At 29.6% G+C, this 25,445-nt stretch carries 22 protein-coding genes; 14 read left to right on the plus strand and 8 right to left on the minus strand.

Annotated elements, in window-relative coordinates; all coding sequences use genetic code 11:
• Nucleotides 1-129: 129 nt before the first annotated feature.
• The 9 genes from ACSIGE_RS14365 (at nt 130) to ACSIGE_RS14405 (ending at nt 11,443) form a co-directional block, all read left to right on the plus strand.
• Nucleotides 130-1,446, plus strand: a complete 1,317-nt coding sequence (locus tag ACSIGE_RS14365; protein ID WP_440880566.1) for a 4Fe-4S dicluster domain-containing protein — start codon at nt 130-132, stop codon at nt 1,444-1,446.
• Nucleotides 1,447-1,516: 70 nt separating this feature from the next.
• A complete protein-coding gene (locus tag ACSIGE_RS14370) occupies nt 1,517-2,296 on the plus strand; it encodes a (Fe-S)-binding protein (protein WP_440880567.1) in 780 nt (259 codons plus the stop codon).
• 856 nt (nt 2,297-3,152) lie between these two features.
• On the plus strand, nt 3,153-5,873 hold the full coding sequence (locus tag ACSIGE_RS14375; RefSeq protein WP_440880568.1) for a TonB-dependent receptor: 2,721 nt from the start codon (nt 3,153-3,155) through the stop codon (nt 5,871-5,873).
• A gap of 279 nt (nt 5,874-6,152) precedes the next feature.
• A complete protein-coding gene (gene menA, locus ACSIGE_RS14380) occupies nt 6,153-7,094 on the plus strand; it encodes a 1,4-dihydroxy-2-naphthoate octaprenyltransferase (RefSeq protein ID WP_440880569.1) in 942 nt (313 codons plus the stop codon).
• A 25-nt stretch (nt 7,095-7,119) separates the two neighbouring features.
• Nucleotides 7,120-7,797, plus strand: a complete 678-nt coding sequence (locus ACSIGE_RS14385) for a metal-dependent hydrolase (protein ID WP_440880570.1) — start codon at nt 7,120-7,122, stop codon at nt 7,795-7,797.
• A 12-nt stretch (nt 7,798-7,809) separates the two neighbouring features.
• Nucleotides 7,810-8,367, plus strand: coding sequence for an SRPBCC family protein (locus ACSIGE_RS14390; RefSeq protein ID WP_440880571.1), 558 nt, complete (start codon nt 7,810-7,812; stop codon nt 8,365-8,367).
• The gene (locus tag ACSIGE_RS14395) at nt 8,360-9,397 is read left to right on the plus strand and encodes an o-succinylbenzoate synthase (RefSeq protein WP_440880572.1); all 1,038 of its coding nucleotides are present in this window, start codon (nt 8,360-8,362) and stop codon (nt 9,395-9,397) included. Before ACSIGE_RS14390 ends, ACSIGE_RS14395 begins: the two co-directional genes overlap by 8 nt.
• A 3-nt stretch (nt 9,398-9,400) precedes the next feature.
• Nucleotides 9,401-10,372, plus strand: a complete 972-nt coding sequence (locus ACSIGE_RS14400; protein ID WP_440880573.1) for a lysostaphin resistance A-like protein — start codon at nt 9,401-9,403, stop codon at nt 10,370-10,372.
• Between the two features lie 3 nt (nt 10,373-10,375).
• A complete protein-coding gene (locus ACSIGE_RS14405) occupies nt 10,376-11,443 on the plus strand; it encodes an AMP-binding protein (RefSeq protein ID WP_440880574.1) in 1,068 nt (355 codons plus the stop codon).
• A gap of 987 nt (nt 11,444-12,430) precedes the next feature.
• Here ACSIGE_RS14405 and ACSIGE_RS14410 read toward each other — a convergent pair.
• The 4 genes from ACSIGE_RS14410 to ACSIGE_RS14425 all read right to left on the minus strand — a co-directional run bounded on the left by ACSIGE_RS14410 (nt 12,431) and on the right by ACSIGE_RS14425 (nt 16,941).
• Nucleotides 12,431-12,904: a nucleoside deaminase gene (locus ACSIGE_RS14410; protein WP_440880575.1), complete on the minus strand. Its 474-nt coding sequence runs from the start codon at nt 12,902-12,904 to the stop codon at nt 12,431-12,433.
• Nucleotides 12,905-13,036: 132 nt separating this feature from the next.
• Nucleotides 13,037-14,734, minus strand: a complete 1,698-nt coding sequence (gene ggt, locus ACSIGE_RS14415) for a gamma-glutamyltransferase (protein ID WP_440880576.1) — start codon at nt 14,732-14,734, stop codon at nt 13,037-13,039.
• A 16-nt stretch (nt 14,735-14,750) separates the two neighbouring features.
• Nucleotides 14,751-15,344 carry an ACP phosphodiesterase gene (locus tag ACSIGE_RS14420; RefSeq protein ID WP_440880577.1) on the minus strand — a complete coding sequence of 198 codons (594 nt, stop codon included), beginning with the start codon at nt 15,342-15,344 and terminating at the stop codon, nt 14,751-14,753.
• A gap of 133 nt (nt 15,345-15,477) precedes the next feature.
• Complete coding sequence (locus ACSIGE_RS14425; RefSeq protein ID WP_440880578.1) at nt 15,478-16,941, minus strand: aminoacyl-histidine dipeptidase; 1,464 nt, start codon at nt 16,939-16,941, stop codon at nt 15,478-15,480.
• A 126-nt stretch (nt 16,942-17,067) separates the two neighbouring features.
• Here ACSIGE_RS14425 and recR point away from each other — a divergent pair, with 126 nt between their 5' ends.
• From recR to ACSIGE_RS14450, 5 genes are all read left to right on the plus strand, one after another.
• Entirely contained in the window at nt 17,068-17,685 is a 618-nt protein-coding gene (recR, locus tag ACSIGE_RS14430; protein WP_440880579.1) for a recombination mediator RecR, read from the plus strand.
• A gap of 544 nt (nt 17,686-18,229) precedes the next feature.
• On the plus strand, nt 18,230-19,120 hold the full coding sequence (locus tag ACSIGE_RS14435; protein WP_440880580.1) for an ATP-grasp domain-containing protein: 891 nt from the start codon (nt 18,230-18,232) through the stop codon (nt 19,118-19,120).
• An 886-nt stretch (nt 19,121-20,006) separates the two neighbouring features.
• Entirely contained in the window at nt 20,007-20,453 is a 447-nt protein-coding gene (locus ACSIGE_RS14440) for a peroxiredoxin family protein (protein WP_440880581.1), read from the plus strand.
• A 221-nt stretch (nt 20,454-20,674) separates the two neighbouring features.
• Nucleotides 20,675-21,091 carry a DUF3592 domain-containing protein gene (locus ACSIGE_RS14445; protein ID WP_440880582.1) on the plus strand — a complete coding sequence of 139 codons (417 nt, stop codon included), beginning with the start codon at nt 20,675-20,677 and terminating at the stop codon, nt 21,089-21,091.
• A 355-nt stretch (nt 21,092-21,446) separates the two neighbouring features.
• On the plus strand, nt 21,447-21,839 hold the full coding sequence (locus ACSIGE_RS14450) for a response regulator (protein ID WP_440880583.1): 393 nt from the start codon (nt 21,447-21,449) through the stop codon (nt 21,837-21,839).
• 523 nt (nt 21,840-22,362) lie between these two features.
• On the opposite strand, the gene ACSIGE_RS14455 is transcribed toward ACSIGE_RS14450, so the two are convergent.
• From ACSIGE_RS14455 to ACSIGE_RS14470, 4 genes are read right to left on the minus strand one after another with little or no spacing between them, the layout of a single operon-like run.
• Nucleotides 22,363-22,950, minus strand: a complete 588-nt coding sequence (locus tag ACSIGE_RS14455; protein WP_440880584.1) for a CopD family protein — start codon at nt 22,948-22,950, stop codon at nt 22,363-22,365.
• A gap of 11 nt (nt 22,951-22,961) precedes the next feature.
• The gene (gene hemH, locus ACSIGE_RS14460; protein WP_440880585.1) at nt 22,962-23,984 is read right to left on the minus strand and encodes a ferrochelatase; all 1,023 of its coding nucleotides are present in this window, start codon (nt 23,982-23,984) and stop codon (nt 22,962-22,964) included.
• Between the two features lie 12 nt (nt 23,985-23,996).
• The gene (locus tag ACSIGE_RS14465; protein ID WP_440880586.1) at nt 23,997-24,509 is read right to left on the minus strand and encodes a TrmH family RNA methyltransferase; all 513 of its coding nucleotides are present in this window, start codon (nt 24,507-24,509) and stop codon (nt 23,997-23,999) included.
• 42 nt (nt 24,510-24,551) lie between these two features.
• Nucleotides 24,552-25,436 carry a helix-turn-helix transcriptional regulator gene (locus tag ACSIGE_RS14470; protein ID WP_440880587.1) on the minus strand — a complete coding sequence of 295 codons (885 nt, stop codon included), beginning with the start codon at nt 25,434-25,436 and terminating at the stop codon, nt 24,552-24,554.
• Nucleotides 25,437-25,445 lie beyond the last annotated feature (9 nt).

Here is a 25,445-nt window from a genome sequence, read left to right on the forward strand (position 1 = left end):
CTAATCAATTATAAAATCTTAAGATTTTAGGAGATTATTTTTATCCTATAAAATCTCTTGATGAATATACTGCTTTATTTTTAATTTAATCGTACAATTTGAATTACCACAAATAATAATAAAAAACAAATGGAAAATTACGTGTCAAATATATTTTTTGCAATTACTCTAGTTGTAGGAATAGGATATTTTGTAATGAATGTTCGAAAGCTTATAAGGAATATAAAGCTAGGGAAAGATGTAGACAGAAATGATAGGAAGCCTGAACGATGGAAAAATATGGCCAAAATAGCTTTAGGTCAATATAAAATGGTAAGACGCCCTGTGTCAGGAATATTACATATTGTTGTTTATGCTGGTTTTGTCATAATTAATATAGAAATACTTGAAATTATTATTGATGGTTTATTTGGTACTCACAGGGTATTTCAAAAACCACTTGGAAATAGTATTTACGGTTTTTTAATAGGGACTTTTGAAATATTAGCAGTGCTTGTTCTAGTTGCAGTAATCATATTCTGGTTTCGAAGAAATATAGAAAAGGTGAAACGTTTTTGGAATAAAGAAATGAAAGGATGGCCCAAAAATGACGGAAATATTATTTTATATTTCGAAATAGTTTTAATGTCATTGTTCTTAGTTATGAATGCTACCGATGTAACTTTTCAACAGACAGGTGCAGGTAACGTAATCTCTCAATTTTTGGCTCCTTTATTTCAGGATTTTTCTTCTGATCAATTACATGTTATCGAAAAGGCAACTTGGTGGGTACACATTGTAGGAATACTTATTTTTTTAAATTATTTATACTACTCAAAGCATTTACATATTTTACTTGCTTTTCCAAATACTTTTTATGCAAGTTTAAATCCTAAAGGACAACTAACAAACGTAGATTCAGTTACAAAAGAGGTTAAAATGATGATGGATCCTGATGCAGATCCTTATGCGATGCCCGAGGATAGTGGGGAAGAAGGAGATCCGGAAAAGTTTGGTGCCTCAGAAGTGACTGATTTAAACTGGGTCCAGTTAATGAATTCATATACGTGTACAGAGTGTGGGCGTTGTACTTCTTCCTGTCCAGCTAATTTAACAGGTAAAGAATTGTCACCTCGCGCGATTATGATGAAAACTCGAGATCGTCTAGAAGAAGTTGGTAACAACATAGATCTTAATGGTGGGGAATTCAAACCAGATGGGAAACAATTATTAGATGATTACATCACAAGAGAGGAATTATGGGCTTGTACAAGTTGTAACGCATGTGTTCAGGAATGTCCAATAGGAATAGACCCTTTGTCTATAATTATGGAAATGAGGCGTTATTTAGTAATGGAAGAATCAGCGGCACCACAAGAACTGAATATGATGATGACCAACATTGAAAACAATGGAGCTCCTTGGCAATATAGTCAAATGGATAGATTGAATTGGAAAGATGAGTAATCATTCTAAATTTGATAAAGTAAAAATAGATCAATTAAGGAATATATCAATAATTAAACGTTAAAGAATTATGAACGTACCAACAATGGCAGACATGATGGCACAAGATAAGCAACCAGAGGTCTTGTTTTGGGTCGGAGCAGCAGGGAGTTATGATGATAGGGCAAAAAAAATTACAAAAGCCTTTGTTAAAATTTTAAATGAGGCAAATGTTGATTTTGCAGTATTAGGTACTGAAGAAAGCTCAACGGGAGATGCGGCTAAAAGAGCTGGAAATGAGTTTCTATTTCAGATGCAAGCGATGGCAAATATTGAAATATTAAATGCCTACGGTGTTAAAACTATTGTTACATGTGATCCCCATTCATTTAATACTTTTAAAAATGAGTATCCTGGTCTAGGTGGTAAGTATAAGGTATTTCACCACACACAATATATTAGTAAACTAATTAGTGAAGGAAGGTTGTCTGTCAAAAATCAAGTACTGAAGAGCAAAAGATTAACTTATCATGATCCCTGTTATTTAGGTAGAGCTAATGAGGTTTATGAAACACCAAGAGAACTAATAAAGCGTTTAGGTGTTAAGATGACAGAAATGAAACGGAATAAATCTACTGCTTTATGTTGTGGAGCAGGAGGAGCTCAAATGTTTAAAGAACCAGAAAAAGGGAGTAAAGACATTAATATTTTAAGAACCGAAGACGCACTTGAAACTAATCCGCAAATTATAGCTACTGGCTGTCCCTATTGTAATACGATGATGACTGACGGGGTTAAGTTCAAAGAAAAAGAAGAACAAATTCAAGTAAAGGATATTGCAGAATTAATTGCTGAAGCAAATAATCTATAAAGATTAAAGATAATTTAATTATTAGAAAAAGACAGTAGTTTGATCAAACTACTGTCTTTTTTATTGCTCAAGGAATTTTTTTAATTAAAAAGAACCTAAGCTATAATAGTTATTCGAAAATCATTCTTCTAACGTTTAATACGAGATAAAAAGATTTTATTTAGTCAACTTAGTATACGTTTAAATTTATTTATTTAATACAACTATATCATTTTATTCCTTAGCAAATGCCAGTAATAGTTAATCGCTAATAAATTCTGTTGATTGGAGTTTTAAAAGGAAACAATATCAAAAAAAATCAATATATAGTATTCATACAATATAGATTCTTTCTCCAAAAAATTTGCGTAATTAGATTTATTTTAGGGGTGAAATTGACAATAAAAAACTCTAATTTTAATTTTATTTTGAATAAATATCTCTAATAAAATAAATAATTTTTTTTATTGTAATTTCTTTTTTATTGATTAACAATTTGTTAAAAAGAGATGCTGTTTTTATTACTTTTTATTTGCATAAAGAGCCATTAAAAATTTGTTGTCTTAATTGAATATTTGTTAATTTGTCTTGGCTATAGATGGTTTCCCGACCTAAAATTATGAGTATTGTTACCAGTAAAATATTATGGTTTCAATGATTATTTTAGGCTTCATATTTACTAAATAATTCTTGCTTTTAATATTAAATTATTTAAGATTAAGGCTCATGATTATTTAAAATTCCAATTAAAAAATTTCATCGTCCTAATTAAATAAATGTGTTTTAGTTAGTCGCTAAAAATAATCTCCCGTAAAATTTATTTTATTGGCACAGGTGAATATTGAAAAAGTATTTAGATCAAATAATAATTACACAAATGAACAATCAATTAAAACTTAAGCAATGGTTTGCATTGTTTTTATTCTGTTATTCAACATCCATTATCTCCCAAACAATTAAAGGGAAAGTTGAAGATATAGATGGTAACGGATTTCCTTTCGCGGATGTAATCGTAAAAGGAACTTTTAACGGCACTGAAACAGATGAAAATGGAAAATTTACCTTAAATGTTTCCAAATTACCGACAGTGTTGGTTTTTAGTTCAGTTGGTTATAAAACTGAAGAAAAAACAGTATCAAAAATATCAGACATACGAATTATTTTAGAGGAAGATAAAGGTATTCTCGATAAGATAGTGATAACAGGTAACAGATCGAAGCCAAGGACTATTCTAGATTCTCCTGTGCCTATTGATAATATTGCAAGTCATGAATTACAGATGACGGGTAAGTCAAGTATTGATCAAATGTTAACTTATACTTCTCCCTCTTATAATTCAACAAATCACGCTGTTTCTGATGCAACATCTCACTTTGATCCAGCTGATTTAAGGGGCTTAGGACCAAGTAGAACTTTGGTTCTTATAAATGGAAAAAGAAAAAATCAGAGTGCCTTAGTTTATGTAAATGATACAGCTGGAAAAGGTGAAGTAGGAACAGATATGAAAAGTATTCCTACAGCAGCCATTGAGAGAATAGAAATTTTAAGAGATGGGGCTTCTGCTCAATATGGATCAGATGCCGTTGCAGGTGTGGTAAATATTATTCTTAAAAAAAGTATAAACACATCAAAAGTTAATATAAACTCTGGAATTACCTCTCGAGGAGATGGATTTAATGCAGATGTAGATGTAAACCATACACTGAGTTTTGCTAACGGATCTTTTATAAATGCTACTTTAGGGGTTGGACATCAGGATTCTACAAATAGAGCAGGAACACCAGGAAGAGACAGTTTATATGGCTTACGATATGTTGACGGAGAATATCCGATTGAAGCTGCTGATGGATATTTTGCAACGGATGGTGTTTTGGCCACCGGAGCAGACATTCTCTATGGTAACACAGATTGGTTAAAAGCAAACCCAGATTTAGGAATGACTATAGGTTTGCCAGAAATGACAAAAGGAGATATTTATTTAAACTCAGAATTTCCGTTAAATGATAATTCAAAAATATATGCTTTTGGAGGGTTTAATTTAAGAAAAGGAAAAAGTTTTATGATTTACAGAGCGCCATACTGGCCTGAAATACCTGGTCAAAATTCACCACAAGATAATGCGCTTTTTAATGGTGACGGCTTTTATCAAGGCTTTCAACCAACTTTTGAAACAGATATTAAGGATATTTTATTAACTGCTGGTAGTGAATTTTTAATTGCTGGTTTTAATGCAGATTTAAGTGCCACTTTTGGTAGTAATAAAGTCGATTACACTGTTAATAATACGATAAATCCTACCTTAAAATCAAGTAGTCCTACTAAGTTTAATGCAGGGGCCTATTCTTTTAGTAATTTTATTGGTAATTTTGATATTAACAGAACCTTTGGAGAGTTAAGTATGGCATTCGGTATTGAGGCTAGACAAGAACGATTCAAAGTAACTGAAGGTCAAATAGAATCTTATGTAGGTAAAGGAGCTTTATCTTTTCCAGGTCTACAACCAAGTAATGCGTTGAATGAGACTAGAACCAACATAGGATTATATGGAACATTGGATTGGGATATTTCTGATACATTTTTAATAGGTGGGGCAGTACGTCATGAAAACTACTCTGATTTTGGAGGAAATACTTCTTGGAAAATTAATTCAAGATATAAAATTGGAGAAGCTGGAGTTCTTAGAGGAGCTTATAGTACCGGCTTTAGAGCTCCTTCTTTACATCAAGTTTACTTGAGTAATATACAAGCAATTGTCTCAGGTAGTTCAGTGTCGAGTCAAGGTACCTTTAATAACGAAAGTGATGTAATTCAAGACTTGGGAGTTGCGTCTTTATTTGCTGAAACTTCGGAGAATATTTCTGCCGGATTAACGGTAAAAGCATCAAGAGATTTTACAATCTCATTAGATTATTACAATGTAAAAGTGAATGATCGAGTGTTATTTTCTGGAGAGATAGATGATTTTGATGATAATGGTGTTGCAAACCCAGTAATTGAGAAAATTTTAGATGATAATAATGTACAAAGTATTAAATTTTTTATCAATGCATTAAATACAATTACGCACGGTCTTGATTATACCATGCGTTATAAGAATATTGATTTTGCTTCAGGTAAATTAGGGGTTAATTTAGCTCTTAACGTTAATAAAACTAAATTAGATGGAGAAGTAGAAACTCCAAATAAACTAAGTGGTTATAAGAATGAAATTTTTAATAGAAAGGAGCAATCTAAAACTACAAGTGCTAGACCAAATATGAAATTTTTATTTGGAGGAGATTATAGAATTGGCAGTTTTTCAGCAAATTTAAATAATACTTATTTTGGAGAGATTACTTGGCAACATCCTTTTGCAAGGACAAAAGATCAAACATTTACAGGTAAAGTAATTACAGATTTATCAATTGGTTATGATCTATCTACAATGGTAGCTTTCAGAGCACAAGTGAATAATTTATTCAATATCTATCCAGATGAAATTGATCCTAAAGGGGATCCAAAAACAAATGTTGGAGGACGTTTTAGATATCCATTTGAAATAAGTCAATTTGGCTTTAATGGAACCTCATTTAGGGCAGGGCTAACATTCAAGTTTTAACAAATTTATTTTTTAATTAATTTAAAAAAGGGGAGGCAAATTAAATTTGTTTCCTCTTTTTTATTAATTGGACCTTTTAGATATTAATATTTGGTAAAGCGATTGAAGTATTATGTATTTAAATAATGAGAATAAGTATCATAACTGTATTTTAATGTCAAATAAGTATCTTTGATGTTTTATAAAAGTTAAATGATCTATGTGTCTTGATTAATAGTGTATGTGGTATGCATTTATTATGTTTTTTGACTATAGATTTATTATAATTTTAGCAAACAAATGAGAAATTATATAAAAGCGGCACGCTTACGAACTTTACCATTATCTGTTTCTGGCATAATTGTTGGAGCTTCTATAGGTTTTACTGAAGTATTAAAAAGCTCTGTAATAGAAAATTTACAAACAACCACACCAAATACCAATTTATTACAATCCTCTATTTTTTGGTTGGCTACATTAACAACTATTGGTTTTCAAGTATTGTCTAATTTCGCTAATGATTATGGAGATGGAATAAAAGGTACAGATGATAATAGAAAAGGAGAAGCTCGAATGGTCTCTTCAGGGGCTATTTCTCCTAATCAAATGAAACGAGCTATAGTAGTAACCTCTATTATTAGTATAGTTACAGCCATTTTATTAATCTATGAGGCTTTTGGCGAAGAAAATTTTGGTTATTCTATGCTATTCCTTATTTTAGGATTGATATCAATAGTTGCAGCTATAAAGTATACAATAGGTGAATTTTCTTATGGATACAGCGGATTTGGAGACTTGTTTGTTTTTCTGTTTTTTGGTTTGTTGGCAGTAGTTGGTACTTATTTTTTATATGTTAAACAATTAACATATATTGTTTTTTTTCCTGCTTTCACAATTGGATTGTTAAGTACAGCTGTTTTAAACTTAAATAATATGCGCGATAGAGTATCGGATAAAAATTCAGGAAAAAATACCTTAGTTGTAAAAATAGGTTCTGAGTTTGCAAAATATTATCATTATTACTTAATTGCTTCTTCATTTTTATTCACATTTCTATACTCAGTTTTGCAATATCGCTCCCCTTATCAATTTTTATTTATGGTAGCATATGTTCCACTAATAAAACATGTATTATTCGTAATGAAAAATAAAGAAGAAGCAAAATTAGATGGAGAATTAAAGAAAGTAGCTTTGAGTACTTTTCTTTTCGCGATACTCTTTTCAGTAGGATTATTTTTATAAAACATATTTAAATACAGTTAATTAAATGGACATTATATTTTACGGACATGCTTGTTTTGGAATAAAAGTTAACGGCATCAATATTCTCGTTGATCCGTTTATAACGGGAAATTCAAAAGCATCTAATATAGATTTAAATAGCATTAAAGCAGATTATATTTTAGTTACACATGCACATCAGGATCATATTCTGGATGTTGAATTACTGGCAGAAAAGACAGGCGCATTGCTAGTTTCGAATTTTGAAATAGTAATGTATTTTGGTGAAAAAGGTATCAAAGGATATCCTTTGAATCATGGAGGTACTTATCATACAGAAAATTTTTCTGTAAAATATGTAAATGCTGTACATACCTCATCATTTCCTGATGGAACTTATGGAGGGCAACCAGGAGGGTTTGTAATTACAGGAGAAAATAAATCTATTTATATAGCGGGAGATACAGCTTTAACAATGGATATGAAGTTAATCCCAATGACTACAAGTCTGCAAGCCTCAATTCTTCCAATAGGAGATACTTTTACGATGGGGGTTGATGACGCCATTATAGCTAGTGATTTTCTTGAATGTAATAAAGTAATAGGATGTCATTACAATACTTTTCCACCAATAGAAATTGATGAAAAAAAAGCAAAACAACAGTTTTCTAGTAAAGAAAAAGAACTTCTTTTATTAGAAATAGGGGATAGTATAAGCCTTTAAAAGTATCTTATCATGACAAAGAAAAGAAGCGCAGACAAGATAAAAATGAGGTACGTAAAGGTTATTTTAGGAATTATTATAGTTTTATCATTAGTGTTTTTTGCTCTCGGAGTTATTTTTCAAGAGATAAATTATACATCTAAGATAGTTATAAAAAAACCACTATCTGAAGTTTTTAAAATATTCAATGATGATTCGAAACTGATGGATTGGATACCAGATATAACATCTATAAAACCTATAACTCAGACAGAGTCAGAAAAAGGAAGTTTCTACGAAATTGAGGTTAATAATAATGGAAGTAAAATTATTTTAGAAGAGCGAGTTTTAGAGTTTATTCAAAATGAAAGAATTAAGTTATTCTTCAAAGGAGGCGGAATGTACAAAACAGATGATTATCTGTTTGAAGCAGCATCAAATGAAGTTACTACTTTAATTTTGAAGACTAATATTAAAAGTGAGAGTTTTATTTTAGGTTGTATGTTACCATTGGTTAGTAGTAAATTATCAAAACAGGATCAAGAGTATTTGAATAATTTTAAAAAACTTGTAGAAAGAGAAAATGATTAAAGCAGATTGCAGAAAATATATATTAGAATTTAAACAAGCCAGCGGAACTTCTAGAGGAATTTTGAAAACCAAAGAAACATGGTTTATCCTTTTGGAGAAGGAGGGAAAGAAAGGAATAGGTGAGTGTGGTTTGTTCAGGGGATTGAGTATAGATGATAGGCTTGACTATCAGACCAAGATAAAATGGGTTTGTGAGCATATAAATCTAGGTATTGAGAAGTTGTTAGAGGCAACTATAGAGTTTCCTTCTATTCAATTTGGCCTAGAACAAGCCTTTTTATCGCTGAATAGTAAGAATCCATATTTATTGTTTCCATCAAAATTTACAGAATCCAAAAAAAATATAGCTATTAATGGACTTATTTGGATGGGAGATAAAGCTTTTATGCAAAAGCAGATTAAAAATAAATTAAAGGAAGGCTTTACTACTATAAAAATGAAAATTGGAGCGATTGATTTTGATACAGAAATTTCACTTCTAAAATCAATAAGGAGTGAGTTTTCAAAAGAAGAAATAGAGTTAAGAGTAGATGCAAATGGCGCTTTTTCTTCTCAAAATGCACTAGAAAAATTAAAAAAATTATCGGATCTTGAGTTGCATTCTATTGAACAACCAATAAAACAGGGGCAATGGCAAGAAATGGCAGTGCTTTGTAGTAAAACACCTTTACCAATTGCCTTAGATGAGGAGTTAATAGGAATATTTTCTTTAGAGGAGAAGAGAAAGTGTATTGAAACAATCAAACCACAATTTATAATTTTAAAACCAAGTTTAATTGGAGGGATAAAAGGAAGTAACGAATGGATAAAAGTTGCGTCTAATTATAAAATTGGAAACTGGGTAACAAGCGCTCTTGAAAGTAATGTAGGTTTAAATGCAATAGCACAATGGACTCATTCTATGGGTAATCCTTTACCTCAAGGGTTGGGAACTGGAGGCTTATTTACAAATAATTTCGACTCCCCTTTAGAAGTCATTCAAGGAGGGTTGCATTATAATAAAGATAAAAAATGGAGCTTTAATTTTTAAATTATGAATTTTATACAGCAAGCTTATAAAGGAAGAAACGAATGGTTCATTTATTTAATGACGTTATTTGTTGTTGGTTTTGGTTGGCAGTTCTTAGGAGTAATTCCTTTACTGATCACTGCATTTGGACATGCGGAAGATATAAATGAATTTCACGCTGCTGCGCAAAGCAATTTTACAGGATTGGGTATTAATAGTAATCTTTACCTATTTCTAATTATTCTAATGTTTGCTTTTGGATTATTATTTTTAATGTTAGGAGTTAAATTTCTTCACAAAAGACCTTTTAAAACGGTCATTACAAGTAGAAATCGTATTGATTGGAAACGATTTTGGTTTAGTTTTATTAGCTGGGGACTTATTTCTTTTTTTGTTGTAACTATTGGAATCATGATAGAGCCAGAGCACTACACATGGAATTTTAAACCGTTGTCATTTTTAGTGTTAGTATTAATTTCATTTTTATTTTTACCAATTCAGACTTCTTTTGAAGAACTGCTGTTTAGAGGATATTTAATGCAAGGACTTGGAATACTGGTAAAAAATAGATGGTTTCCTTTAATTATGACCTCAGTAATTTTTGGTCTTCTTCATGGGGCGAACCCAGAAGTTGCTAAGTTAGGCCCTATTACGATGGTTTTTTATATCGGGACAGGCTTGTTGTTTGGCGTTGTTACTTTACTGGATGAAGGAATGGAATTAGCATTAGGATTACATGCAATTAACAATATCGTAGCTGCATTTTATGTAACCACCGATTGGACTGTATTTCAGACAGATGCTTTATTTATTGACTCATCAGAACCTTCGGTAGGATTAGAAATGTTTTTACCTGTACTTGTTTTATATCCAATACTATTGTTTTTCTTTTCGAAAAAATATGAATGGAAAAATTGGAAGGAAAAATTATTTGGTAAAATAGACCTTCCAAGGCAAGAAGCTATGAGTCAAATGGTAAATGATTCTAATTCATAATTAATGTATTTCCATTCAAGTTTCAAACTAAATGGTAGATCATTTGCATCATCAAGTGATATCCAAAAATTCACAAAGAATATTTCTGGAAAAGTTCACGATTTTCTTTATGATTGGTTTAATAGTAATAAATTTATTATTGTAAAAACTTCTGGGTCTACTGGTAAGCCGAAGCATATAAAGTTAAAGAAGGAGTTTATGATAAACTCTGCAAAAGCAACTGGAGAATTTTTTCAATTATATGAAAACACAACAGCATTGTTATGTATGTCTGTTGATTATATTGCAGGTAAAATGATGCTAGTTAGGGCAATGGTTCTTGGTTGGAATATAGATATTGTTCAGCCAATAGCGAATCCTTTAGCTAGCACAAAAAAAAGTTATGATTTCGCAGCGATGGTTCCTTTGCAGCTGCAAGCAAGCTTAAAAGACTTAAATAAGTTAAAAAAAATAATTGTTGGCGGAGGAGTTGTTAATAATGATACTCTGAAACAACTCCAAAACTTTTCTACCGAAGTTTTTGCAACTTATGGAATGACCGAAACGGTTACCCACGTGGCAGTTAAAAAACTTAATGGTTTTATTTCTAATACAGAAAAACCCTGTTATGAAGCACTTACAGGAATTTCATTTGAGAAAGACGATAGAGGATGTTTGGTAATTCATGCTCCTAAAATATCCGAAGAAATAGTTGTTACTAATGATATTATAAAATTATATTCAAACAGTTCTTTTGAATGGGTAGGGAGGTACGATAATATTATCAATTCTGGAGGTATTAAATTGAATCCTGAAGTTATTGAAGAAAAATTAGTGCAAATAATTCTAAGACGTTTTTTTGTAATGGGAATTCCGGATAAGGTTTTAGGACAAAAATTAATTCTTATTATTGAGGGAGAAGAAGTGAATATGAATCTTTCAGATTTAAAGAAAAAAATAGATAACTTAGAGATATTAGGAAGGTACGAAAAACCAAAAGAAATCTATGTAATTTCTAAATTTGTGGAGACGGATACTCAAAAAATTCAGCGTAAAAAAACAATGAATTTGATTTTAGAATCAAAAAGTTAAAAAAACAGCATAGTGTATGTATTGGTATAAAGTTGGTTTAGATATAGTTTTATAATTCCAGCTTTGTCTTTAAAAATTCCATTAGTATTATTTTGATTGTAATTTCACTCCATGGTTCAAAACAAATGAGAGAAATACCTTCTCTTTTTGTCCAGAAAGCAAGGTGTTTTCAATTTTGAATGTAAAAAATTATACCAGCCATATGTTTCTTACATTTTAAGCGTATTTTTTAAAATTGATTTTTTAAAAAATTATAGAAACCTTGTGTAGTGATTTGATATACAGGTTTTTTTTAATCTAATTTTATTCTTCTGAAGTCATTTTTAGGTTTTATATGCATAATAGGAAACCCTCTTTTGTCGAATTCGATATAGTGATCTTGAAAATTGAAGTTTTGTCGTTAAACGACTATTAGAAGTAGAATTAGTATCTTTGGTGAAAAAATAGTATCAGTATCGTAACTACAATCTCATTTTAAACTCAAAGGTATTTTATTTGTAAATCAAATTTAAAGAGATATTTTAAAAGTGTATTTTCTTAATATAGAATTTCAAAAAGAATATGTTTATTAGATTTTTCAATAATATTGAATGGTAAGTTTCCAGCGAAACCATTTCAGGTTAGTTTATACTCTGATTTTTTAGTTCGATAGGTATTAATGATTAGTTTACTACAATTCGAAATAATACAGGGGGTTTACGTTTCAAATAAATAGGATTATCAATGCATAGATAGTTTAATTTTGTTTTCTTTTAAAAATTTCATAAAGTTATAAACCTAGTATCTTTAATAGAATTCTTAAATATTCATTATCAAGTATTATTATAAGTTAAGGCGATGCTCTCTATTTTATTTAAAAGTATAAACAATTCATAGCCAAGTAAGCTGTCAAATTAAAATAGAACAAGCAATATTATTTACAAATAATACTGCTTGTAATTCGTTGTTGTATAAACTTTTTTGATAAAAAATGAATTGTATCAATTTTTAATAAGTGACTTTATCATTTTTATGAATCCATTTTTCAAAAGGTATAAGGGCCATTTCTCTTCCTATTTGTTCAAATGGAATATTTCTTTCATGGTAAGACAAAGGAATTTGTTTGTATATAAAAGAATCGTCAAAGCCTATTTTAGCGGCATCTTTTTGCCCACATCCATAGTATACTTTGTCAGGTCTTGCCCAATAAATTGCTCCTAAACACATAGGGCAAGGTTCGCAAGAAGTGTAAATAGTACAACCATGTAATTGGAAACTGTTCAGTTTTTTACAAGCATTTCGTATGGCTGTAACTTCCGCATGAGCTGTTGGATCATTGGTAGATGTAACTTTGTTATTTCCTTGCCCGATAATTTCACCATTTTTAACAATTATACATCCAAAAGGTCCTCCTTCATTATTTTTTATACCAATTATTGCAGCTTTAACTGCTTCGCTCATGAATTCGTGATGTTTGTTCATTACTTATATTTTTTTAAATGTAATGAATAACCATTGCAAAATTTGTTATTTCTAATTTTATTAGTCAATTGGTGTAAAGAAAAAATAGTAACTATATCATAGAGAACCTTATGGAATCATTTATTTTTAAGTTTAAAAACCAATGGCAGTGTCGTCACCTCTATGATCTGCTCCTCCTTCTAATTTGCCGTTGGGAAGTACTAAAATAGCATCAACTTTACCGATTACAGGTGCGTTTGTTTCATCTATACTGTATCCTTTTTCAGAAAGCATTGATTTTACCTCATTAGAAAAACTATTGGGTTCCATTTTTATCACATCAGGAAGCCATTGATGATGAAAACGAGGTTTACTTACAGCTTCTTGCATTCCCATTTTATATTCATGTACATTTAAAATGGTTTGCAACACGGAAGTAATGATAGTAGAACCACCCGGAGTTCCAACAACCATCCATAATTTATCATTTTTTTCAACAATAGTAGGTGTCATAGAACTCAGCATCCTTTTTTCAGGAGCAATTTCATTTGCTTTAGCTCCAACAAGTCCAAACATATTAGGCTCACCAGGCTTGCTGCTAAAATCATCCATTTCATTATTTAAGAAAAATCCAAGTTCTGATGTGAATAATTTAGCTCCATAAGCACCGTTAAGTGTTGTTGTTACGGATACAGCATTTCCAAATGCATCAACAATTGAGTAATGTGTAGTTTCATTGCTTTCAACAATTTCTACATTTCCATGTGATAAATCACTTGATTTAGTAGCTTTCTCAAAGGAAAAAGAACCCATTCTTTCAGAGGTATATTCTTTACTTGTTAATTTTTTAGTAGGAATAGATACAAAATCAGGATCTCCCAAAAAATAACTTCTATCTGCATAAGCCCTTCTTTCTGCTTCTGTAATTACTTGAATTGATTTTGCAGAATTATGCCCGTATTCATGAAGATCGAAAGGCTCAATAGCGTTCATGATTTCTGCTAAACATATACCACCACTAGATGGAGGGGACATTGAAATAATAGTTAAATCATCATATGGAAAAACAATAGGTTTTCTCCATTTAGCTTCGTATTTGGCAAGATCCTCTTCAGTAATATAGCCTCCTTCTTTCTGTAAAAATGCAGCTAGTTTTTTAGCTGTTTCGCCTTTATAAAATTCATCTCTACCATTCTTCTTAATTTTAGTTAATGTTTCCGCCAATGCGTTATATTTTATAGTATCTCCTTCTTTCCACGGACGTGTTAATAAGAATGTATCTTTATTAACCTCTAAAAAAATGTCTCGATATTTTTGTAATCTTTTCTCTTGTTTTTTTGTTATAACAATACCTTTTTTAGCTAAATCAATTACTGGTTGAATAATTTGTTCTATGGGGAGTGAACCTAATTTTTTATGAGCTTCAAAAATACCAGCAATTGTACCAGGAACTCCCACAGCAGAAGCGCCTTTAGTGCTTTTACCTGGAATTATATTTTTTAGTTCATCTAAATACATATCTCTATGAGCAGAAAGAGGTGCTTTTTCTCGATAATCTAACGCCCCGATTTCACCAGTCTGTGTTCGGTATACCATAAAACCACCACCACCAATATTACCTGCGTATGGATACGCTACCGCCAAGGCAAGTTCAGTGGCCATCATAGCATCAAAAGCATTACCACCTTTTTTTAAAATAGTAATTCCTATTTGAGAAGCTTCTTGTCTTGCTGAAACAACCATCGCGGTATTAGCAATTACACCAGTTGTATTTTTCTCTTTTAGGTAATTTGTTTTACAATTACTAAACAGGTAGCAGAGGCTGAGTATTACAATTAGTGATTTTTTCATTTGTTTTAAAGTTAAATTAGTTATTCAAAAGTTCTATTATTTTAATTTCAGAAAAATTTTTAAGGTCTTTGAAGAATATTGTAAAATCATTTTTAAAGTTATCATAGTGCAATAGTAAGTCTTCAATAGCTAAATTCATGTTTGATTTCCCATTTGTTCTATTATTCATTCCATTTAGTACTGCTTTTATCCCTTTAGCAAATTGATAATTATAAAGCCAATTATATTTTATCATGGAAGGAAGAATATCTTGTGTTTTCTGAGGAAGTGTATTGATATTTGATTGAAGTAAATCATATACTGAGTTCACGAAAATATCCAAAGGTATTTCTGAATAATCACGCCAGTTAATTGCTAGGAAATGATCATAAAATATATCGATAATAACCCCGTCATAATGACCATATCGTTCATGTAATCTTCGTTTACTGGTTCTTACAATTTCATGAGTATCTGTGTAACTATCGATAGCCCTATGAAGTAAAATTCCTTTCTGAATATTATCTTGGAAAAGAGAGAATTTATTCCCTTTTACATGGTCGGCAATAAAATTGCCTATCATTAACCCTTTGTTGTTATTTGAAAGATATAAATGTGCCAGAAAATTCATTGAGTAAAAGTAAAAAAAAAACAAGGATTTAAGTCCTTGTTTTTTAATAACCTTGAAATTTAAAATCTGTAGTACGTTGTTATAATAAATTTGAATTTTTTATGTGTTGACATGATTGTTCATGAACTAGATTTTAATTTTTACTAGGAGTATTTTTTAAAATTTCAATTAAAAAATTCCAAAACTTTTTAGTTGAAGAAATTTGGGCCTTTTCATCAGGAGAGTGAGCGCCTCTAATGTTAGGGCCAAAAGAAACCATATCCATATTTGGGTAGTTTTGACCTAAAATACCACATTCTAGTCCAGCATGACATGCAGCTACATTTGGTTTTTCTTTATAAAGCTCTTCGTATAATTTTGTAACTGTATTTAAAATTTCGGAATTAATGTTTGGTAGCCAACCTGGATAAGACCCGGAAAATTCAACATTAAAACCTGCCAATTCAAAGGAAGATCTTAAAGAGTTTGCTAAATCCCATTTGTTAGTTTCTGAAGATGATCGCGTTAACGAACCAATCATTATGTTTCCGTCTTTAACAATGACTCTTGCTATGTTATTTGAAGTTTCAACTAAGCCTTCAATATCTGGACTCATTCTATAAACTCCATTTAATGCTGAGTAAATAGCTTTAATAAGCTCCTCTTGAACTCCTAGATCCATGATTTTTTTTGGTAAAGGAATTTCTTTTAATGTAATCAAAAGATTTGGCTCAATACTCTTGTATTCTAATTGTATCGAATTAATTAAATCATTTAATTCAAATAAAAAGGGCTCTTTAGAAGCTTTGTCAATCACTATATTCGCAAAACTTTCTCTTGGGATGGCATTACGTAAGCTGCCCCCATTAATCTCGCTAATACGTAGCCCGAAATTGGTAAATCCATCAAATAATAGTCGATTCATTATTTTATTGGCATTACCGAGACCTTTATTTATATCCATTCCAGAGTGACCTCCATTTAAACCAGTAACAGCTATTTCGTATGAAATAGATTCGGTTCCAACTTCATCTTCCTTATATTTTCTTGTAGCAGTTATGTCAACACCTCCTGCACATCCCATACCAATTTCATCATCTTCTTCTGTGTCTAAATTTAATAGAATGTCACCTTTAAGAATATTTCCTTCAAGTCCCATAGCACCTGTCATACCTGTTTCTTCATCTATCGTAAATAAAGCTTCAATAGCTGGGTGCATAATATCAGTTGATGCTAATATTCCCATAATAGCAGCAACTCCTAAACCATTATCAGCTCCTAAAGTTGTACCATCGGCTTTTACCCAATCACCATCAATAATCATTTTGATACCCTCAGTATCAAAATTGAAATTTGTATCAGAATTTTTTTGATGAACCATATCAAGGTGTCCTTGTAATACAACGGTTTTTCTGTTTTCCATACCAATCGTTGCTGGTTTTCTAATAATTACATTTCCAACTTTATCTACAAATGTTTCTAATCGTAATTTGTTTCCAAAATCAACCATAAATTGAATGACTCTTTCTTCTTTTTTTGAAGGGCGGGGAACAGCATTTAAATCAGCAAAATGACTCCATATAGCTTTGGGCTCTATATTTTTTATTTCTAAATTCATAATGAAAATTTTAATTTTTGTTAAGCGGATCAAAGGTAATTATTTTGATAATGTTTGCCTAAAAAGAAGACTAGATTATAGCCCTTAAGTTAAGATATATAAGTTATAATATTGTAATTTTGCGGTATGGATTTTTCGTCAAAAATACTCGAAAATGCCGTAAATGAAGTAAGTCGTTTACCAGGCATAGGAAAGCGTACAGCATTAAGGTTGGTGTTGCACTTATTAAAGCAACCAAAAGAGATGACTAAATATTTAACGCAAGCGTTAAATACTATGAGAAACGAGTTGAAATCGTGTAGAAAATGCCATAATATTTCAGATAATATTTTGTGTGATATTTGTGCAAATCCAAAAAGAAATTCTGAAATAATTTGTGTGGTGGAAGATATTCGTGATGTAATGGCTATCGAAAATACGTCTCAATTTCATGGTCTTTACCATGTTTTAGGAGGTAAAATATCTCCTTTAGAAGGGGTTGGTCCGCAGAATTTACAAATAGAATCGCTGGTAGGTAAAGTTAAATCTGGAGAAGTGAAAGAGTTAATATTTGCTTTAAGCTCCACTATAGAAGGAGATACAACGAATTTTTATATTTATAAGCAGATAGAAGCGTATAATATAGTTACTTCAACTATAGCTAGAGGTATTTCAGTAGGTGATGAATTACAGTTTGCAGATGAAATAACACTTGGACGCAGTATTGTTAATAGAATTCCTTTTACAAATTCATTAGAGAGGTAATTAAAAGTTAACAAATATCACTTTTTTGCGTTAATTTGTAAATTACAAAGTAAGCTTTATGTTTGGATCTATGAAAAATTTCACCTTTCTTGAATTGAAAAGCTTTATAATATTGTTAATCATTTGCTTCCATTATCATACGTAATTATGTTAACCGATTTTTTTAATTGAATTACCTAAAAATTGGATTTTTTAACGCTAATGATAATGAATATATAGGTTTTTACAAATAATTACTTTAACTTATTTAATCATAAAAAATAGATTCAGTTATTGAAAGTACAATAACAATTTATTATAATATTATTCTTTTAGAATTTATAAATAGCCATGGGGTTTTGCTATTATGATGCTTAGTAGTAAATAAATACTAAAACAAGTAAAAAGAAAATTGAATCTCTTAGATTATCATTTTAGAGAGCATGTCTAATTTAAATATTTAGTGTTGAGTTTTGATTTTTAGTGTTTTAATATATATTTGTCTTAAAAATTTATTGTTTAATTGAAAAGTTATTTAATGTAGCTTGAATTTCATATATTTTGAATGGTAGATATTACAATATTAACACAAAGAAGCTATCATAAGCCTACTGAATTAACTCCTTATATTCAAAACATTTTAGAGGAAGCATATTTGTTAAGTAACGCTATAGAAAGCAAAGGATTGACCGTAGCTAGGACATATTGGGACAACCCCAATTATGATTGGACACAAACAAAAGCAGTTGTATTTAGAACTGTTTGGGATTATTTTGAACGGTTCGAAGAATTTAATAAATGGTTGGATGAGGTTAATCAACAAACAAAGTTGATCAATCCATTGAAGCTTATTCGATGGAATATAGATAAACACTATTTAAAAGATTTGTCTTTAAAAGGAGTAAAAATTATAGCCACAGAATTTATTGATACGGGGAAGCATAAATTATTATCAAGTATATGTGAATCTAGAGGATGGTCAGATATTGTGATTAAGCCTGCGATTTCAGGAGGTGCTTTTCATACCTATAAAATTAAAAAAGCGAATATATCAGAGTATGAGGCACTATTTAAAGAACTAGTGGCTGAACGTGATATGTTAGTCCAAGAATTTCAGCCAACAATAATGAGTAGAGGAGAAGCGTCATTAATGGTTTTTAATGGTAAGTATACGCATGCTATTTTAAAAAAGGCAAAGCCAGGAGATTTTAGAGTACAAGACGATTTTGGTGGAACCGTACATTCTTATGAACCTTCTAAAGATGAAATAAAATTAGCAGAAAAGGTTTTTACTAGTTGCAATCCTCTACCGGCCTATGGAAGGGTAGATATCGTTTGGAATGATAAAGGGGCACCGATGCTTTCTGAATTAGAAATTATTGAACCTGAATTATGGGTTCGTAACAATCCTTCATCTGCAAATAATTTAGTGGATGGAATTATGCAATATTTATAGTTCGTAGAGAATATGAATAGCTCACCGAATAGCAGGGAGAATAGTATTAGGAGGTAATAAAAACGATCTCTATAAAATGTTTATTGTTATAGTTTTATGAGCTCTTCAAAAAAAGAGTAATTGAGTTATTATGACAGGTGTCAGAAACACAAATAATTATGAGAATATAAAATTGTTCGATCAATTTTAAATGGATGATTTTGAAAAAATATGATATCTCCAAAAATATAAAGGAATGATCGGATAGTAAAAAGAAGTATTGGTTAGGGGGTTCCATAAAAAAATGGTAAACAATCTATTTATGATAACTTATTTTTAACTTAATAAATAATTTCTTATTAAAAATTTTTTGTTGTAAAAAACAGTTTTTTGAATAGGTTAAAACAAAAATAAAGACACAAAGAGACAGTAAATAAAAAAAACACTTTAACATTTTGTTTTTAGATGGTATTTTGTGGTTTTTTATGAGATAAATTTCACAAAACAACAGCTTCATTTGTGTGAACATCTTAATCCTAGTGATATGAGTAATAAAAAATAAGTAGTAGGTATAATTCTATTATGAGAAATTCTTTTTCGTGCTTAAAATTGTTATAAATAGTCATAAGGTAATCACCTTGTCTAAGGTTTTAATAGAGCAACTATTCATTATATAAATGTAGTTATTAGATTTAAATTGAAGGTTATTAGTTATTTTAAGAAAAGAATAAGTAATCTGTTTTTAGCATAGAAAATTACTTTAGAAAAACCAACAAGAATAATTTTTTACATATTGTGTAACTTTATATAAAATGTATTGTCTTGAGGTTATAATAAAATAATCATGAAATATATAAAAATAACAACCGTAACAATTTTGCTTTACATTTTTAGTTGCTTAAATACAATGGCGCAAAAGAAAGTTAAAAGTAGTTTAATCGGAATGAATGCGCCTGTCTTTTCAGTAACAGATATTAAAGGAAACAAAAAATCTTTAAATAGTTTAAAAGGAAAAATAATTGTTTTGAACTTTTGGTTTATTGAATGTAAGCCTTGTGTAAGGGAAATGCCAGAACTAAATAATCTAGTTAAAAAATATCACGATGATAACGTTGAGTTTTTAGGTTTTTCAGGGAATGGAGGTGCACAAATTAATTCTTTTTTAAAAGAACAGGAGTTTTTATATCATATAATACCGAATAGTAAGAGTGTTATTAAAGATTATAAAATATCAAGTTATCCAACGAATATTGTCATTGATGAAAATGCTAAAATTGTCTATTTAACTAAAGGGTTAAAGTCGACAACTATTAATGAAATAGAAGAAGTTATTGAAAGTCTGATAAAAGAATAATTGTCTTAAGTCATTCACTTTTAGTCTTGTTGTTTTTTTAGAATGAATAAAAATAATAGCCCTTGATTTTAGAAATGAATTGATGTATCCATAGTCATCAGTGCATGCTGCCAAATAATTATTATAAAAAGAAAAAATACAAGTATGGTATAAGAGAAGTAAAAGTTATGCCATTGATAAAATCTCTATATTTGGTGTTTTAAATATTCAAAAATAAAACTATGTTAGTTTTTGTTATGATAGGGGGAGTACTCTTATTTTTTGGTATAAAAACAGGAATAAAAAGAAAGTTACTTCAAAAAAATGGAAAAAAAGCTACGGGAATAATAATTGATAATGAACTCTCAGAGTTTGGAGAAAGTGTACTTTACTACACAATTGTAGAAGTAGAAGATACTAAAAATAATAAAAGAAAATTTAAGTTATCTACAGCAACTAATATAGCTAGGGAAGTTGGCAAACCTATTGACATAGTTTATGATCCAAATTATGAGAAAAGTGAAGTATTCGAGAACAGAAAAGTTGCGTCAGCTTCAGAAATAATTCTTAAAGTGGTAGGTGTTTTTTTTATTGTTATAGGGTTAATAGATAGCAAATCTATTTTTCACAATTTAATTTTAAAACATGTACTTAACTAAAAAAATGTAAGTATTCCATTTATGAACACCTTATTTAAGGTGTTTTTGTTTTTAAAGTTAATGCTTAGAATTACTGTAAAAGTAATTAGAATCGATTTTTCTATAGAGATAACATAGTTTAGTTGTTATTACTTATGTTGAAATAGAAAGGGAAAAATAATATTTATTTAGGTATACGTTTTTAAGTTTTCTTGAATTGATAAGTCAATTTTTTGAGAATAGACCTATTATATAGTCTATTCGTCTTACCATTTTTATATGAGGTTGTACTTTAACCTATGTTTTTTTGATTTTAACTAAAAATTAAAATTTTAGTTTTTTTGAAAAGTAACTTTAGAGCTCTTTGTTTTTTAGTATGTCAGAAATAAAAGTAGCAATTGTCGAAGAAAAGCAACGACTTGTTGAGAGTTATATTTCCTTGTTTAAATTTGAGGATTCTATAAAAATTGAAAAAATATTTACCTCTCATGATGAGTTTATTGAGTGGAAAAAACAACATAAGGTAGATGTAGTAATTGTTACTTTTAGTATACCACACTTTCATAGTATAGACTTATTAGAAAAGTTGAAATACAATAATTTAATAGAAAATGTTTTAGTGTTAAGTGAATATCAGCCAGTTGAATGTGCAAAAATTGCACGTTTTTTAGATTGTAAAGGATATGCCTTAAAAAGTGAACCTGAAGCAATTATTAAAGCTGTAAAATCAATATATGCAGGAAATAATTTTTTTATTAATTATAACTAAATATTATTATCATTTTTATGTGTAAAAAATCATATTAAATTAGAAAAGAATACTTTAAAAAAAACTACGCATTAACTTAATATGAATGAAAGGAATCACGTTGCTTGGTTAATACGTAGTAGTTTGAAAACGAGTTTACAAATTTCAGTAAATAAAATTAATTTTTATATAGATAATATTACTAATAAATACACTAGTATTAACCATTATTTGTATCTTGAAAATACTATTTTAAAGATATTTTAAATTAGTTAAGGTTTTGTTTTTAAGTGATATATTTTGGAGTGATATGCTTTTTTCGAGTTGTTTGTTTTTAAGAATGCTTACATAAAAGATAAATAAGTTTAAAAAAAGAAAAGAGAAAAGGCCAACTAGTTAGAAAACCTCTTCTCCCAACAACATATTTAAATTTACTTTTTAATTACTTTAAATTAAAGTAAATTAGCTAGGTTTACTTAATTTTAAGGTAAAGTTTAAATAGTTGTAGATGAATAAAAAGATATTAGATGGCATAAAAAAGATGTTATTCTTCTTTTTTTTCTTTTTTTAGAAGTTCTCTTTCGTATTTATCCCAGTTTTTTTTTTCCCTTGCTTTTTTGTAGCTTTTTATTCCAAACATTAATAAAAAAGAAAATAAAATAATTCCTATTACCCCCCAAACCCAGCTTATAGCATCTTTTAGAACAACCAAAAAAACTACAGAAAATAGTATAATGGTAGCTACCTCGTTCCATATTCGAAGTTTTAATGAGGAATATTTAATTATATTATTTTGTAACTGTGTATATATTTTATGGCAAGAAAAATGATAAAAATAAAGGGCGAGGACAAAAGATAATTTTACATGCATCCAAGACATTTCCAGATATATAGGGTTTTGATATAACATTAAAAAAGCAAAAAGACTAGCCAAAATAGCCGAAGGCCATGTGATAATATACCAAAGCCTTTTTTCCATTAACTTATATTGGTTTTGAAGTATTGATTTAACAGGTTCCTCTTCTTTTTCAGCCTCTACGTGATATATAAACAAGCGAACAATATAGAATAATCCAGCAAACCAAGTAACTATAAAAATAATATGGAGTGCTTTTACATACAGAAAATCCATTAAATTATTATTTATGGTTTTAAATTAAAATCATTAATCCATCCAGAAAGGACATTTACCCATTCTTCATTATCATTTATACAGGGCACAGTATAGAAATTTTTACCCCCAGCTTCAATAAATTCTTCCTTACCTTCCATTGCAATTTCTTCTAGTGTTTCCAGGCAATCAGACACAAATGCAGGGGTAACGATGGCTAAGTTTTTAATACCATCTTTTTCTGCTTTTTTAACGATAGTTCTATCAGTATAAGGTTGCAACCATGGATCAACACCAAGTCTAGATTGAAAAGAGGTACTTACTTTTTTATCATCTAATTTTAATTCATTAATTACATTTTTAGTAGTTTGATAACATTGGTGTCTGTAGCAATACTTATGAGCTTTTGAGGGAGTGTTACAACAACTACCATCAATTTTACAATGAGATTTTGTAATGTCTGATTTTCTAATATGTCTTTCTGGAACACCATGATAAGAGAATAATAAATGATCATAATCTTTATCGGATAAATAGTCTTTAATGCTATTTGAAAGTGCTTTAATATATTCAGGTTTATTATAAAATGCTGGTATATCCTTTATGGTTAGATCCTGAAAAAATTGTTGTCTTAATTTTTCGGCTAAAACTGTAATAGTCTCTGTTGTGGCCATTGCAAATTGAGGATATAAAGGTATGAGTAGAACTTCTTTAACTCCTTTATCGTAAAGCTCTTGTAGACCATTTTTAAGAGATGGGTTACCATAGCGCATCGCCAAAGCTACTGGAAGTTCTGTTTTTTGTTGAACTTTTTTTTGTAATCGTTCCGAAAGAACAATTAAAGGAGAGCCTTCTTTCCACCATATTTTTTTGTAAGCTTTTGCAGACTTCTTAGGTCTAGTATTTAAGATAATTCCTTTGACAAGAAAAGTACGTAACCATAAAGGGAGATCTATGACTCTTTCATCCATTAGAAATTCTCCTAAATATTTTTTTACATCTTTTGGATCAGTACTATTTGGTGAACCAAGATTTACTAATAAAACACCTTTCATTAAAAATATATTTTATGTATTAATTTTTGTTAACTGATTGGTTACTTCATACAGAGTAATGGCAAGACTATGAATTACATTCATAGATGAATTTCTTCCGTACATTGGAATAGAAATGGTTGCGTCAGCATAATTTATATCTTTTACTCCATGTCTTTCACTTCCCAAAAGTAGTACAATTTTCTGATGAAGCGTGAAATCATAATCGCTAATGTTTATGCTTTTATCGGTTATTTCAATACCTATAATAAAGTTATTTTTTTTTTTTAAGTTTTCAATTAATTTTGAAAAATCAGAGTAAGTATCGTACTTAATTTGGTCTAATGTATTTCTTGCTGTTTTTTTAACAATTCTATTATCTACAGAAGGAGATTGCTCATGTAAAAATATTTTAGCAACACCAAAGCTCTCTGCAATTCTGAAGCACATACCAATATTTTCTGGTGTTCGTATTGCATCGCATACAATAGTTAGAGGAAATTTTGTTTTGTTATTTTTAACATCGTAGTGTGTAAGCTGTTCCATGTTTTCGTAAATCTATAAATTGAAAATAAAAACTACTTGTGTTTATTGATTAAGATTAATAATATACTGTTTCGGTGTAGTTCCAAATTTTTTCTTAAAAGCGGCAATAAAATGACTTGAGGTGCTATACCCTACTTGAATACCTACTTCATTTACATTAAAACGATTACTCTCTAGAAGTTTTCGTGCGTATTCCATTTTATAATCAAATAAAAAACTATATACAGTATCTCCGTATATCTGTTTAAACCCTTCTTTTAATTTTTTTAGATTGAGCCCTACCTCATTAGCTAATTTTTGAAGTGTTGGAGGTTCACTCATATTTGAAATAATGATATCTTTTGCTTTTCGTATTTTTAATACTTCTCTGTCATCAACTAAAAAAGGACAATATTCATCATTTGTTTTTTTTCCACTATCAAATTGAAGACTCAACAATTCATATGTTTTTCCTTTTAGGTATAGATCTTTAATTGAACTATTACTATCGGCAGCGAATATTTCCTGTAATACAAATAAGACGGAGTTTTTAATTTCGGTATTATCGTAATACTTTTTATTCTTGTTTTTTTCACTTAAGAAAGGAATGTATTCAGCTTCTTTTGAAAACAAAGAATGAAACTTTTTTATTGAAATTAAAACTGAAATCACCCATGTTTTTGGAAGTATTTCCATGTCAATTGGTAATTTTTGCTGTGGGTTGTATAAAAATATAGAATGCTTATCTAAAACGTTAAAAACGTAATTACCATTATTAAAATTAAATTTAATGTTGCCTTTTATACAATAGTGAATTTGAATAAAAGTGTTATCGATGTCCCTTTGGTATTGATCTGCCTCTCCAGTATTGTTTTGAAACTTTAGAATGTAAAAACCTTTTTCAAGAGGAATTTCTCTAAATGTACTTTTTGCGACATTTTTTGACATGATTGTTTT

The sequence above is a fragment of the Tenacibaculum profundi genome, from assembly GCF_052050075.1.
Lineage (GTDB): Bacteria > Bacteroidota > Bacteroidia > Flavobacteriales > Flavobacteriaceae > Polaribacter.